We start from the raw sequence: 13999 nt of genomic DNA, 5'->3' as shown, positions 1-13999 counted from the left end.
AACGCAAGGAGGATGGCGTTCACATGATCAAAAAGGCAGTCAGTATGGCCCTCGTGCCCGCGATGCTGCTCGGCGCGCTCTCGCTGGGCGCCGGCACGGCCGCATACGCGGCGGAGGGAAGCGCGGCGCATTCCCTTAAGGTCAGCATGAACGGCAAATGGGCGAATTTCTCTCAGGACGCCCGCGTCACGGCGAACAGCAGCTATCAAGCGTCCTTCTGGATGAAGGGCAGCGGCACGATCACGTTCCGGATCATGAGAAGCGACTGGAACGCGACGATCGCCTCTCAAACGTTCGCGGCGACGGACGAGTGGAAGCAGTACACCATTCCGGCCCTGAGCACGGGCAGCAACGAAACCCTGCTCTACTCGATCACGGACGGCGCTTCGGGCGGCACGGCGTATATCGACGATTGCTTCCTGGGGCCGGCCGGCGGCACGAACATGCTGGAGAATCCGGCGTTTACGGACGGAATGAACGAATGGACCAACGACGAATCGCAAGGGCCCGTGTTCAGCCTGGACGATGTACAGGATCATCCGAGCGCGCCCGACGCGCCGGGCGACGCGCTGGACGCGAACGGGCTGGTCGACGAGCTGGGCGATATCGGCAAGCTCTACGACCACAGCGCCGATTACGGCATCGACTCGTCGAACCCGAACGTGTTCGCGGGCGATGCGGGCCGGTTGAGCCGCGGCGCGGCCGGCGTCGGCGAAGAGGTCTACGCCGTGTACAAGACGGACTACGACGTACATTCGCTGTCGGCCGACGCGTTCTATTGGGACCAGCAGCCGGTCAGGGACATCGCGGTGTCCGTCTCGGCGGACGGCGCGAGCTATGCGCCGGTTGCGCTGAGCAAGGCGGACTTCGGCGGCAGCTGGCGCAAAGTGAACTTTAGCAACTACGCGCTGCCCGAAGGCGTGCGCTACGTCAAGGTCGCGCTTCCGCCGCAGCTGGACGGCGAGCAGAGCTGGGCGGTGCAGCTGTCCAGGGTCGTGCTGAACAACAGCACGGCGGGCGTAACGGCGAATCCGCCGTCCGGCACCCTCGCGGGGCCGACGGATATCGCGCTGACGTCCGAGACGCCGGACGCGGACATCGTTTATTTCACGGACGCGAATCCGGCGGAAACCCCGTATACCTCGCCGATCCATATCGAGGGCTATACGAAGCTGTATGCGTACGCCAAGCACGCCGGCAAAGAGGTCAGCTATACGAACGTATTCACCTACTACACCGCGGACGAGCAGAAGGTGGATGCCTACGGTCAACTGAAGAACGCCGATTTCGCGTCCAAAGTGACGAGCGATCGGCAGCTTCTGGACGACAACGCCGCGGACGACGCGTATTACGGCAGCTTGCAATCGCCCGAGCGCGACAGCTACGGCGGGCTTCCGGGCAGCAAGGAGCGGTACGGCCTCGAAGCGAAAGGCTTCTTCAACATCCAGAAGCTGGACGGCAAATTCGTCATGGTCGATCCCGACGGCAACCTGTACTTCAGCGTCGGCGTCGACGGGACGGGCTATACGGGGGATACGTTCACGCAGGTGAAGGGACGCGAGTACGAATACCAGTGGCTGCCGGACAAGGACGACCCGGCTTACGCCGGCGCGTTCCTGAACGGCAATCCCGACAACTTCTCCTTCTACGTCGCCAACAAAATCAAGAAAGCCGGCGGCCAGCCGTTCAATGACGCCGATTTCTACAACGAAAGCGTGGAACGGCTGAAGAAATGGGGCTTCACGAGCGAAGGCGGCTTCTCGAATCCGCCGTCCGCCGACAAGCTGGCCGATCCGTTCCCGCAAGTGAAGTTCGCGGATCTGCCGTCCGGCGACATGATCGGCGGCACGGGGCTGTTCGACGTCTTCAAGCCGACGGCGGCGGCGGACATCGCCCAAGCGCTGGCGGACGAAGGCATCGCGGCGCGCAAGGACGATCCGCTCATCATCGGCTACTTCTTCGGCAACGAGCTGCCGTACCAGAACTTCCGCAGCGTCTTCACGGCGGCCGACGCGTCGTCCGCGAACGCGACCAAAGGCGCGCTCGTCGACGAGCTGCAGGCGAAATACGGCGATATCGCCGCCTTCAACGCGGCATGGGAAACGAGCTTCGCGGGCTTCGGCGAGCTGCGGGCGGCCGCGCTGCCGGTCACGTCGGAAGCGGCGTCGGCGGACCTGGATACGTTCCTGGAGCATTACCTCGACAAGTTTTATGCCACGATTACGTCCGAGTTCCGCAAGGTCGACCCGAACCACATGATGCTCGGCGACCGTTATCTGGTCAACACGATGAGCAACACGGACATCCGGGAAATGATCAGCCGCGTGGCGGGCAAATATTTGGACGTGCTCTCGTACAACTACTACACCTACGACCTCGACATGAACCGCATCAAGACGATGTCCGCGCTGGCGAACAAGCCGCTTCTGTTCACGGAATTCCATTACGGAGAGCCGACGCAGGGGCTGACCGGGGGCATCCGCGTGCTGGACAACGAACGGGAGAAGGGCGAAGCGTACCGCAATTACGTGGAGAAAGCCGCGGCGTCCGGCGTCGTCGTCGGCGCGCACTGGTTCGAGTACTTGGATCAGGCCGCGACCGGCCGCTGGTTCCAAGGCTATAACGGCGAGAGCTACGGCATCGGCCTGCTGAACGTGGCCGACCGGCCGTACAAGACGATGCTGGCGTCGGTCAAAGAGACGAACGATGCCATCTACGACGTCATCCTCGGCAACAAACCGCCGTATTCGTTCGATTTCGGGCCGGGCCGCACGGAGCGCGACTCCAACAACGCGACCGATATTCCGAAAGCGAGCGCGCCGATCGTCGTCGACGGCGTGAAGGACGCCTCCTGGCCGAGCGGCCAGACGCTGTCTCTCGGCGACAAGGACCGCGTGCTCGGCACGCAGAACGCCGGCGTCTCGGCGGACTTCAACCTGGCGTGGGATCAGGACAATCTCTACATCTACGCGCACGTGAACGATCCGACGCCGATGCAGAACGCCTACGAAGGCTTCGACATTTGGAACGGCGACGCGCTCGAGCTGTTCGTCGGCCCCGAATTCCTCGACAAGCCCGGCGCGCTGCGGGTATCGGATTCGCAGGTCATCTTGAGCGGCACGGGCGGATTCTACTGGTACAACAACAAGGATCCGCAGCCGCCGATCGATACGGTCGCGAAGGCGGACGCGGACGGCAAGGGCTACGCGGTCGAAGCGGCCATTCCGCTGTCGGGCCTCAATATCGCCGACGCTGCGGACGGGCGGAAGATGCGCTTCGACATCGGCTTCGATAACGGCGAAGGCAATCATCGCGTCGCGCAGTACCTATGGAACGGCGTGGACGGCAACTCCTCGAGCCGGGACAAATGGGGCTTGGCGCAGCTGACGGACGGCGCCGGCTCGGGCAGCGGCGGCGGCATCGTCGTTCCGGCCGACGGCACGGTCGTCGATGCCGCGGCCGGCGTCATCAAGCCGGCGGCGCCGTCCTTGGACGCGGCTTCGGGCGAAGCGACCGCGAACGTACCGGCATCGGCGTTCTCGCAATTGCCGGCTTCGGCCGACCCCGTGACGATTCAAGTGCCGAAGGCCGACGGCGCGACGGGCTACGTCGTGAACCTGCCGACCGACGTGCTGTCGTCGGCGAAGCGCGGCCGCGAGATCGTCGTCGCGACGGATAAGGGCACGATCACCTTGCCTTCCGATATGCTGAACGGCGTCGACGTCCATAACGCCGCGACCGTGGCGATCGTCATCGCCGCGGCGGATGCGAGCAAGCTCGGCGACGCGGCGAAAGCCGCGATCGGCGGCAGGCCCGCCGTGAACGTCAGCCTGCGGTCGAACGGCGAAGAGCTGCCGTGGCGCAATCCCGATGCGCCGGTTACGATCTCCATCCCGTACGCGCCGCCGGCGGCGGAGGCGGCGAACGGCGAACGCATCACGGTCTGGTACATCGGAGGCGACGGGCAGCCGCAGCCGGTCGTGCAGGCGGCGTACGATCCCGCTTCGGGAAGCGTCAGCTTCGGCACGACCCATTTCAGCACGTACGCGGTCGTTTACGTCGAGAAGCATTTTAACGACTTGGAACGGGTCGCCTGGGCGAAGAACGCGATCGAGACGCTGGCGTCCAAAGGCGCGATCGAAGGCGTGGCGGCGGATACGTTCGCTCCGTCGGCTCCGGTCACGCGCGCCGATTACGTGCAGCTGCTCGTGAAGACGCTCGGCTTAACGGCGGGCGCGGATAGCGCGGACGGGAATTTCGCCGACGTGAAGCCGGGCGGCTACTATGGGGAAGCCGTCGGCATCGCCAAGGCGCTTGGCATCGCGGCCGGCGGCGATGACGGACTGTTTCGTCCGCAGGCGTCCGTATCCCGCGAGGACATGATGACGCTCACGGCCCGCGCGCTGGCGAAGCTGGGCAAGCTGGACGCGTCCGGCGCGGCGGCGCCGCTCGACCGGTTCGCGGACCGGGCGGACGTGTCCGGCTATGCGGCCGGCAGCGTATCGGCGCTGCTGGATGCCGGCCTCGTGCAAGGCGCGGACGGCAAGCTGAATCCGCGGGCAAGCGCGACCCGCGCCGAAGCGGCCGTGTTCCTGTATAACGCGTTACGATTCTCGCTTCAACGGTAACCCGCTAGCCGCCGCCCGAATTCGGGCGGCGGCTTTTTCGCTTCGCACGATGCCTCCCGGCCGTCCGCGCCCGGAAACCCGGCGCCGTTTGGCAGGAACCGGCTGTTTCGCGATCCCTCCCGTCTGTCCAAGTGGTTAGAAAGACGGACATCAAGGAGGGAACGAGCCCATGCTTCCCGCAGCTTCCAAACGCATGCTCCCGCAGCTCTTGCTGACGCTGCTGATCTTCTGCGCCGCGCCGCTGCTGCTGTCGCCGGTCGAGACCCAGTCCCAGGCGCCGGACTGCAGCCAATCTCCCGTACCCGGGGCCAAGCTCGACCTGAGCGAGCCGTACGGATGGGTCCGGCAGACGCCGCTGATCGCCCACGCGCTCGGCGGCATCGGCGGCTTCGCGGGCACGAACAGCCGCGAGGCGATGCTGCAGGCCTACGCCTGCGGCTACCGCGTGTTCGAGACGGACGTGAGCGTCACCTCCGACGGCCATCTCGCGCTTCGCCACGATTGGGACGCCGGCACGTACCCCGTCCTCGGCCAGACGCCGCCGGCGAAGGAACGCCCGATGCCGCTCGCGAAATTCCGCGCGCTGCCGATCCAGGGGCACTATACGCCCGCGACGTTCAAGGACGCGCTCGCGTTCATGGCGGATCATCCCGACATGCTGCTGATCACGGATACGAAGGAGCCGGATCCCGCGAAGGCGGCCGCCGTGTTCCAGCGGATCGTGGCGGAAGCCGAATCCGTCGATCCGCGGCTGCTCGACCGGATCGTCCCGCAGCTGTACGAAGCGGACAACTACGAGGCCGTCAAGAGCGTGCATCCGTTCAAGCAATACATCTATACCTTGTATTTGAACAAGGATTCGGACGAGCAGGTGCTGCGGGACGTCGCCGCGCGCGGCATCCGCATCGTCGTCATGGACGAGAACCGCTATTCGCCCGATTTCGTGAAAGCCTTGAAGCGGGAAGGCGCGTACGCCTATGTCAACACGATCAACGACGTCGGCCGGATCCGGGAGCTGATGGCGGACGGCGCGCAGGGGGTCATGACCGATTTCATCGTTCCCTCGGCGCTGTCGTGACGGCGCGGGCCGCCGCCGGAACGAGGCGCTTTGCCGAAGCGCCGAGTATGGTATAATGTCCCTGTTTCAACTTGTCCGAGTGGAGGTTTGCAGACATGAAGGTAACGATCATCCATGCCGAGATGACGCACGACCGGGAGAACGGTTACCGGGGGACCGTGCAGTTCGAGGCGGAGGGACACAAGCATCCGTACGAGATCTCGCTGCAGCTGAACAGCCTGCGCGGAACGACGTGGGATTACAGCCTCCGCTTCGCGAAGGAATCCGGCTCGGAAGAGCAGATCGGGGAAGTGGAGGCGGCGATCGAGGCCGACGACGAGCTGTTCGACAGGCTGATCGACGCCGCGGCGGACACGCTTCCGGACGATATCGAAGACGGGGAGGCGTAATTATGATCGGAATCGATTTGAGCGGCAGAACCGCGCTCGTCACGGGCGCGACGGGGGAACTGGGGCGCGTCATGGTCCGCACGCTGGCGGCGTGCGGGGCGGACGTGGCCATTCATTACAACACCAACGCGGCGAAAGCGAACGAGCTGGCGGCGGAGGTCCAAGCCGCGGGCCGTCGCGCGGCCGTCGTGCGGGCCGACATTACGAAGCTGGACGACATCCTGGCGATGCGCGACGCCGTGACCGCCGAGCTGGGCCACGTCCATATCGTGGTCGCCAACGCCGTCGTGCAGTACCAATGGACGTCGGTGCTGGAGCAGTCGGAGGACGACTATCGCAGCCAGTTCGAATCGTGCGTCCTGCAGAGCGTCCATCTGGCCAAGGCGTTCGTGCCGGCGATGATCGAGCGCGGCGCCGGACGGATGATCGGCATCAACACGGAATGCGCGATGCAAAATTTCGAGACCCAGTCCGCGTACGTCGCGGGCAAGCGCGGCATGGACGGCGTATACCGCATCCTGGCGAAGGAAGTCGGCGCGCATCAGATTACCGTGAACCAGGTCGCGCCGGGATGGACGATCTCGGAGCGCGACCGGACGAACGGCACGGAGCGGAGCGAGGGCTACGACAGCCGCGTGCCGCTGAAGCGCAGGGGCACGGACCAAGATATCGCGAATACGGTCGCCTTCCTGGCGTCCGATCTCGCCGGATTCATCACGGGCGCTTATATTCCCGTTTGCGGCGGCAACGTCATGCCCGCCATCTGATTCATGCCTGGCGCGTACCGACAACCGCCGCGCGGCTGCCCGCGGGTGCCGGCCGGCCGCTTGCGCCAAAAAGGGCGATCCTTCCGTCATTCGATCGGAGGGATCGCCCTTTTTGCCGCGCGTTACAGGTTGACCTGCCGAGCGGCCCGGTTCCGCTTGCGGCGGCCGGCGCGCTCCAGGCGGAGCAGCGCGCGGTAGACGAGGTCCGCGAGCAGGATGCCGCAGGCGGCGTCGAGCAGCGTATGCTGCTTAATAAAGAACGTCGAGACGATGATAAGGGAAGACATCCCGTAAATGAGCGTTTGATTGAGACGATTGCGGAACTTGCCGTGATACAGGGCCTTCATGACCATGTAGCTGGAGAAGCAGTGGATGCTCGGAAAACAGTTGAACGGCTGGTCGCGGCGGTACACGAACATCAGCAGCCGCGTGACGGGATCGCTGCCGCGAGCGCGGGGCGCGGCACCGTCGTCTGAAAGACCGTGTAGATGCCGTAGCAGATCAGCGCGCACGCCACGTACGTCACGAGCGCCTTGCGGTACACCGCGGGATCCTTGAAGAAGAAGTAGAGCAGGCAGGCATAGAGATATGCGATCCATGCGGCGTAGGGCAGGACGAATAATTTAACGAGCGGGAACGCGAAGTCCCAATGGGTCATCAGGCTGTGAATCGGCCGGTGCGGATGGCGGGACGGATCGTCCGTGAGCGCGTAGAGCCGCCCGAGCAGCGGAAACACGAGCATGCCGGCCAGCGGCAAAAAACGTTTCACCCGGTACTTCCCCTTTCGATCGCGAGCCGCGAAAACCGGCTTTGACGATTCGCGTGGACGGCGACTAGCTTCTTTGCTCGCAATTCGTAATAATAATAGAATATCGAGGTGCGGGCAAGCACCAAAGTCATACGGAAACGCGAGGCGATAACGGCATGGCAAAAATTGCGGTCGTGGACGACGATGCGCATATCCGCGAGCTGGTGGGGCTCTATTTGCGCGACGAAGGCTTCGAGATCGTCGAATTCGGAAACGGCGAAGCGGCTTGGACGTATATAGCCGAGAACGGGATCGATATGGTCATCATGGACATCATGATGCCGCGCATGGACGGGTGGGAATTGTGCCGCAGGCTGCGGGCGACCGGCGACATGCCGATTCTGATGATTACGGCGAAGGGCGAGTCGGAGGAGAAGATCAAAGGCTTCCAGCTCGGCACCGACGATTACGTGACGAAGCCGTTCGATCCGATGGAGCTGGTCGTGCGCGTCAAGGCGGTGCTGAAGCGGTACCGGATCTCGGCATCGCAGATGATCACGGTGGGGGGAATCGTGCTGGACCGGCTCGCGTACCAGGTGATCTTCAAGGACACCGAGGAGGCGGTCACCATTCCGCTCAAGGAATTCGAGCTGATGTACAAGCTCGCCAGCCATCCCGGCCAGCTGTTCACGCGGGCGGCGCTGATCGAGCAGATTTGGGGGTTCGAGTACGAGGGCGACGAGCGGACCGTCGACGTGCATATCAAGAGATTACGCGAACGCTTCACGGCATATGAAGACCAATTCAAAATCGCGACGCTCCGCGGGCTCGGCTACCGGCTCGAGGTGCTGCATGACTAGGTCGCTGTACGTCCGGACGGTGCTCGTCTTCATCGCGGCCGTCATCGTCAGCCTGGTCTTCGCGTTCGTGCTCGCCATCCATATGTACAGCAGCAACGTCAAGTCGCTCGCGGAGGGCCAGATCATCGCGCACGGGAAGAAAATCATCGCCGAATTATCCGAGGCGTCGCCGGCGGATCTGGACGCGGTCATGGCGAACGCGGTCGAAGTACCGGGGTTGCGCGTCAAAATCATGGACGCGAACGGAGGCACCGTGGCGTACGGCAGCGGAGGCAGCAAGCAAGGCACGCCGATTACCGAGGCCCAGCTGCGGCTCGTGCTGCAGGGCGGCATCTACCGGGGCATGGTGTCTTACGGCAAGGACGAGCACGCCGGGCCGTCGTTCCTGATCGGCCTGCCGTTCCAGCTGGGCGACCGGCCCTACGCGCTCTACATCACGCCGGAGATCGTCCGCCTGCTCGACATGTTCCGCAAATTCACGCTGACGGTGCTCGGGTACGTGCTGGCCGCCGGCAGCCTGCTCATCCTGCTCGCGGCGCGGTACATCGTCAAGCCGGTACAGCGGCTGACGGACGCGACGAAGCGGATGGCGAAGGGCGACTTCGGCGTCGTGCTGGCGTCGAAGCGCAAGGACGAGCTCGGCGTGCTGACGTCCGGCTTCAACGAGATGGCCGGCTCCCTGCGCATGCTCGACAAGCTGCGCTCGGACTTCGTGAACAACGTGGCGCACGAGATCCAGTCGCCGCTGACGTCCATCGCGGGCTTCTCGAAGGCGCTGCGGACGAAGGCGCTGACGGACGAGACGCGCGGCCGGTACTTGACGATCATCGAGGAAGAGAGCCAACGGCTCTCGCGCCTGAGCGCGAACCTGCTCCGCTTGTCGGTGCTTCAGCAGGACCGCGAGCTGCACAACCCGGGCGCCTTCCGGCTGGACGAGCAGATCCGCCGCTGCGTCATCGCGAGCGAGCCGCAATGGCGGGCCAAGGACATCGAGCCGGAGCTCGAGCTGGACGGCGTGACGGTCGTCGGGGACGCGGATAGTCTGGAGCAGGTGTGGCATAATTTGATTAGCAATAGCGTCAAATTCGCGGAGGCGGGCGGCCGGATCGCCATTTCGCTCCGGCGGGAGGACGACGCGGCGGTCGCGGAGGTGCGCGATAACGGCCGCGGCATCGAACGGGACGAGCTGCAGCATATTTTCACCCCGTTCTACAAAGCCGACCGCTCCCGCGACTTCGCCGTCAAGGGCAACGGCCTCGGCCTGTCGATCGCGAAAGCGATCGTCGACATGCACGGCGGGTCCGTCGACGCGGAGAGCGAACCCGGCGTGGAGACGCGCTTCACCGTCAGGCTGCCGATCCGGCCGGATGCGGCCTTTGCCTGATTTTGTAACGGCCCGTTCATGCTCAGTTCAAAATCGTCCGGTATCATCCCTCTATATAAAGAGAAGAGGAGAGAAACAAGTATGAACGGTTTAACGCGTTTCAGCCTGAAGAACAGCGTGGCGGTCGTCATTTTGTGCGCGCTCGTGCTGGTTCTGGGCTTCTATTCGACGACCCAGATCAAGCAGCAGACGTTCCCGGACGTGACGTTCCCGGCCGTCTTCATCCAGACGGTATACCCGGGCGCCTCGACCGAAGAAATCGAGTCCGAGGTGACCAAGCCGATCGAGCAAAGCCTGATCGGACTTAAGAATTACGATTCCTTGACGAGCACGAGCTCGGAGAACTCCTCCAGCATCTTCCTGCAATATCCGTTCGGCACGAACATGGACGATAAAATGAAGGACGCGGAATCCGCCGTCGCCAAGCTGACGCTGCCGGAAAACGCGAAGGTGACGGTGCAGCGGCTGTCGTTCGGCGAAGCGCCGATCTACGAAGCGGCCATCTTCTCCTCCAAGCAAAACGCCGAAGAGCTGCAGAAGACGCTCGAGAACGACGTCGTGCCGAAGCTCGAGAAGGTGGCCGGCGTCAGCTCCGTGTCGCTGAAGGGCTCGGTGTCGCAGCAGCTGCGCATCGACGTGGACAAGGATAAGGCCGCGCAGTACGGCATTTCGCTGAGCGCCATCCAATCCGCGATCAAGTCGCTCGATTACGCGCTGCCGCTCGGCTCCGTGAGCCAGGGCGAGAACACGATTCCGATCCGCCTCGTCGGCAAGATCGGGTCGCTGGACACGATCAAGAACCTGCCGCTGACCCCGGGCATGGGCGCGGGAGCCGGCGCCGGCCAAGGCATGGGCGGCGGCGCAGGCGCCGGAGCGGGCGGCCAGGTTCAAGGGGCGGCGGGCGCGCCGGCGCTCAAGCTGTCCGACATCGCCGAAGTGAACACCGTCTCGTCCCAGAACGAGATCACGCGGTACAACGGCCAGCCGAGCTTCATCGTCGGCGTCGTCAAGACGCAGGACGCCAATACGGCCGACGTGTCCGACGCGGTCAAGGACGTGCTGAAGACGTATCAGGACAAAGGCACGCTCGACGTCCGCCTCGTGCAGGACCAAGGCGCGGACATCAAGCATTCCGTGTCCTCGCTCATCCGGGAAGGCTCGTACGGCGCGCTGTTCTGCGTCATCATCATCTTCCTGTTCCTGCGTAACGTCCGCGCGACGATCATCTCCATCCTGTCGCTGCCGATCTCGATCTTCGCGACGATCGCGCTGCTGAACCAGATGGGCTACACGCTCAATATTATGACGCTCGGCGGCATCGCCGTATCCGTCGGCCGGATCGTCGACGACAGCATCGTCGTCATCGAGAACATTTACAGATGGCGCCAGGAGAAGGGCCGCGACATGGACGGCAAAGAGCTGGCGTTCCGCGCGACGCGGGAAGTCATCGGCGCGGTCGGCTCTTCGACCATCGCGACGGTCGTCGTGTTCCTGCCGCTGGCGTTCGTCACGGGCATCATCGGCGAGTTCTTCCGCCCGTTCGCCGTGGCGGTCGTCATCTCGATCCTGTGCTCGCTCTTCGTCGCCATGATGCTGATCCCGGTGCTGGGCGCGAAGTTCTTCCGTTCCATCAAGCCGCATAAGGAAGGCGGCCGATTCAGCAGCGGCTACGAGCGGCTCATCCGCGGCGCGCTGAAGCGCAAGGGCTGGGTGCTGGCGCTGGCCATCGTGCTCCTGATCGCGTCGTTCGGCACGATTCCGCTGCTCGGCGTGGCGTTCCTGCCGGCCGGCGAGACGGCGTCCATCGCGGTCAACGTGAAAATGCCGGCGCAGACGCCGCTCGCGGAGACGGACGCCGTCGGCGCGAAGGTCGAGAACTACCTCAAAGGCTTGAAGGACATCGATAACTACCAAGCGATGGTCGGCGGCATGGACAATCCGTTCGTGCAAATTCCGAGCACCAACACCGCGACGTTCAAGGTGCAGTTCAAGGAAGGCGCCGACGTCGACACCAACGCGCTCATCGACAAAGCGAACAAAGATTTGACCGCGCTCGTGACCGCCGAGTCGCCGAAGGCGACCGTCGACATCAAGGAAGGCGCGCAGAACGGTCCGCCGACGGGCAACGAGGTCACGGTCAACCTGTATTCCGACGATCTCGACGCCTTGTCCAAAGCCGCCGTGCAGGTCGAAAACCTGATGAAGGCGAGCCCGGACATGAAGGACGTCGAAAACAACCTGAAGGACGTGTCCCCGAAATGGGTCATGTCGCTGAAGCCGGCCGCGAAGGACCTCGGCGTCTCGTCGTTCCAAATCATGGCCGCCGTGGGCGAGCAGCTTCGTCCCGTCGACGTCGGCACGTACACGCTCGACAGCAAGAACTGGGACATCACGATGGCGTATAAGCAGCCGATCACGTCCAAGGCCGAGCTCGAGAACGTCGCCATTCCGACGGCCGCCGGCGCGAAGAAGCTGGGCGATCTCGTCGACCTGTCGGAATCGACGGCGCCGGTCGCCATCAACCACGAAGAAGGCAAGACGTACGCCGAAGTGAAGGGCAACGTCAAGGACACGGACAAGACGGCTTCCGTCACGAAGTCGATTACGTCGGACATCGACAGCCTGTCGCTGCCGGACAACGTCGACGTCAAGATCGGCGGCGGTCTCGAGATGATCAACAGCGGCTTCAAGAGCATCGGCATCGCGATGGGCGCCGCCGTCGGCCTCGTGTTCCTGGTCATGAGCGTCACGTTCGGCGGTCTGCGGACGCCGCTCATCATCCTCTCGTCCCTGCTCTTCGTGCCGAGCGGCGCCTTGGGCGCCCTGCTTATTACGGGCAACTCGCTCTCGATGAGCGCCATGATCGGGATGCTGATGCTGGTCGGCATCGTCGTCACGAACGCCGTCGTGCTTCTGGACCGCGTCGAGAACAACCGCAAGGCCGGCATGGAGCTGCGCGAATCGCTCGTGGAAGCGTCCAAGACAAGGCTCCGTCCGATCCTGATGACGGCCTGCGCCACGATCCTCGCGCTCCTGCCGCTCGCGCTGTCGAAGTCGTCGACCAGTCTGATCTCCGGCGGCCTGGCCGTCACCGTCATCGGCGGCTTGGCGACCTCGACGCTGCTGACGCTGATCGTCGTTCCGGTCATCTACGAGCTGACGGGCAAGCGCAGCAAGGTCCGCAAGGACCTGGATTTGTAAGAAGAATGGCTAGCGTTCCCCGCCGTTGAACGGGGGGCGCGGGCAACGCCGACGCGGTGCGCCGCGCCGGCGCCGGCGAAAGCGCCTTTCCCGAGCGGAAAGGCGCTTTTGGTTGATTTTGGGAAGGCATCCCCGGTACACTGGGGGAAGGAGGTGGACGCGTGATGAAGCAAAATAAATACGACGATCCCGGATTCTTCGCGAATTACAGCCAAATGGCGCGTTCGGTCGGCGGGCTCGAAGCCGCGGGGGAATGGCAATCGTTCCGCCCCATGCTGCCGGAGCTGGCGGGCAAACGGGTGCTGGACATCGGCTGCGGCTTCGGCTGGCACTGCCGGTACGCACGCGAACAGGGCGCGGCGTCGGTCGTCGGCATCGACATTTCCGAGAACATGCTGGCGCGGGCCCGGGAGATGACGGACGACCCGGCGATTACGTACCGCCGTCTGGCGATCGAAGATCTCGACTACCCGGACGCCGCGTTCGACGTCGTCGTCAGCTCGCTCGCGCTGCATTATATCGAACGGTTCGACGACGTCTGCCGGACCGTGCACCGGCTGCTCGGCGCGGGCGGCAGCTTCGTGTTCTCCGTGGAGCATCCGGTGTTCACGTCGCGCGCCGCGCAGGATTGGCATTACGGTCCCGGCGGAGAGAAGCTGCATTGGCCGGTGGACCGGTATTACGAGGAAGGACTGCGGGAAGCGCGATTCCTCGAGAACGACGTCATCAAGTACCACCGGACGGTGTCGACGATGCTGAACGCGCTGATCGAAGCGGGCTTTCGCATCCGGAAGCTGTCGGAGCCGCAGCCGGCGGCCGAACTGCTGGCGAAGAGCCCGGTGATGCGCGACGAGCTGCGCCGGCCGCTGTTCCTGATGGCCGCGGCGGACCGGCTCGACTAGAGCTGGCAACCAAGAGGCCAGCCCCGGCCGATCTCCTTCAGA

10 protein-coding genes are annotated in these 13999 nt (G+C 64.1%); 8 read left to right on the top strand and 2 right to left on the bottom strand.

The window, feature by feature from the left end; translation table 11 throughout:
- Positions 1-23 precede the first annotated feature (23 nt).
- From BMZ79_RS27485 to BMZ79_RS27470, 4 genes are all read left to right on the top strand, one after another.
- Positions 24-4628 (top strand): S-layer homology domain-containing protein, encoded by a 4605-nt coding sequence (locus tag BMZ79_RS27485; protein WP_143089133.1) that lies wholly within the window; start codon positions 24-26, stop codon positions 4626-4628.
- Positions 4629-4797: 169 nt separating this feature from the next.
- On the top strand, positions 4798-5706 hold the full coding sequence (locus BMZ79_RS27480; protein ID WP_090646698.1) for a phosphatidylinositol-specific phospholipase C/glycerophosphodiester phosphodiesterase family protein: 909 nt from the start codon (positions 4798-4800) through the stop codon (positions 5704-5706).
- 95 nt (positions 5707-5801) lie between these two features.
- On the top strand, positions 5802-6095 hold the full coding sequence (locus tag BMZ79_RS27475; protein ID WP_090646696.1) for a hypothetical protein: 294 nt from the start codon (positions 5802-5804) through the stop codon (positions 6093-6095).
- Between the two features lie 2 nt (positions 6096-6097).
- The gene (locus tag BMZ79_RS27470; protein ID WP_240546038.1) at positions 6098-6862 is read left to right on the top strand and encodes an SDR family NAD(P)-dependent oxidoreductase; all 765 of its coding nucleotides are present in this window, start codon (positions 6098-6100) and stop codon (positions 6860-6862) included.
- A gap of 122 nt (positions 6863-6984) precedes the next feature.
- Here BMZ79_RS27470 and BMZ79_RS27465 read toward each other — a convergent pair whose 3' ends face one another.
- Entirely contained in the window at positions 6985-7275 is a 291-nt protein-coding gene (locus tag BMZ79_RS27465; protein ID WP_256253171.1) for a phosphatase PAP2 family protein, read from the bottom strand.
- Positions 7276-7280: 5 nt separating this feature from the next.
- A complete protein-coding gene (locus BMZ79_RS27460) occupies positions 7281-7631 on the bottom strand; it encodes a hypothetical protein (protein ID WP_090646690.1) in 351 nt (116 codons plus the stop codon).
- 155 nt (positions 7632-7786) lie between these two features.
- On the opposite strand from BMZ79_RS27460, the gene BMZ79_RS27455 reads away from it, so the two are divergent.
- The 4 genes from BMZ79_RS27455 to BMZ79_RS27440 all read left to right on the top strand — a co-directional run bounded on the left by BMZ79_RS27455 (position 7787) and on the right by BMZ79_RS27440 (position 13957).
- Positions 7787-8470, top strand: a complete 684-nt coding sequence (locus tag BMZ79_RS27455) for a response regulator transcription factor (protein WP_090646688.1) — start codon at positions 7787-7789, stop codon at positions 8468-8470.
- Complete coding sequence (locus BMZ79_RS27450; RefSeq protein WP_177222375.1) at positions 8463-9854, top strand: sensor histidine kinase; 1392 nt, start codon at positions 8463-8465, stop codon at positions 9852-9854. The genes BMZ79_RS27455 and BMZ79_RS27450 overlap by 8 nt, the downstream gene beginning before the upstream one ends.
- An 81-nt stretch (positions 9855-9935) precedes the next feature.
- Entirely contained in the window at positions 9936-13055 is a 3120-nt protein-coding gene (locus BMZ79_RS27445; protein WP_177222374.1) for an efflux RND transporter permease subunit, read from the top strand.
- Between the two features lie 164 nt (positions 13056-13219).
- Positions 13220-13957 (top strand): class I SAM-dependent methyltransferase, encoded by a 738-nt coding sequence (locus BMZ79_RS27440; RefSeq protein WP_090646678.1) that lies wholly within the window; start codon positions 13220-13222, stop codon positions 13955-13957.
- Positions 13958-13999: the final 42 nt, after the last annotated feature.

Origin of the sequence: Paenibacillus sp. UNC496MF, assembly GCF_900113915.1 — a bacterium.
In the GTDB taxonomy this organism is placed as follows: Bacteria; Bacillota; Bacilli; order Paenibacillales; family Paenibacillaceae; genus Paenibacillus_Z; species Paenibacillus_Z artemisiicola.
The sequence above is the reverse complement of the archived record's forward strand: the minus strand, read 5'-3'. Positions and strand labels throughout refer to the sequence as shown.

Coding starts and splice junctions, on each gene's coding strand:
- BMZ79_RS27470 (WP_240546038.1), top strand. CDS start 6,098: ATGATCGGAATCGATTTGAGCGGCAGAACCGCGCTCGTCACGGGCGCG.
- BMZ79_RS27480 (WP_090646698.1), top strand. CDS start 4,798: ATGCTTCCCGCAGCTTCCAAACGCATGCTCCCGCAGCTCTTGCTGACG.
- BMZ79_RS27455 (WP_090646688.1), top strand. CDS start 7,787: ATGGCAAAAATTGCGGTCGTGGACGACGATGCGCATATCCGCGAGCTG.
- BMZ79_RS27440 (WP_090646678.1), top strand. CDS start 13,220: ATGAAGCAAAATAAATACGACGATCCCGGATTCTTCGCGAATTACAGC.
- BMZ79_RS27485 (WP_143089133.1), top strand. CDS start 24: ATGATCAAAAAGGCAGTCAGTATGGCCCTCGTGCCCGCGATGCTGCTC.
- BMZ79_RS27445 (WP_177222374.1), top strand. CDS start 9,936: ATGAACGGTTTAACGCGTTTCAGCCTGAAGAACAGCGTGGCGGTCGTC.
- BMZ79_RS27475 (WP_090646696.1), top strand. CDS start 5,802: ATGAAGGTAACGATCATCCATGCCGAGATGACGCACGACCGGGAGAAC.
- BMZ79_RS27450 (WP_177222375.1), top strand. CDS start 8,463: ATGACTAGGTCGCTGTACGTCCGGACGGTGCTCGTCTTCATCGCGGCC.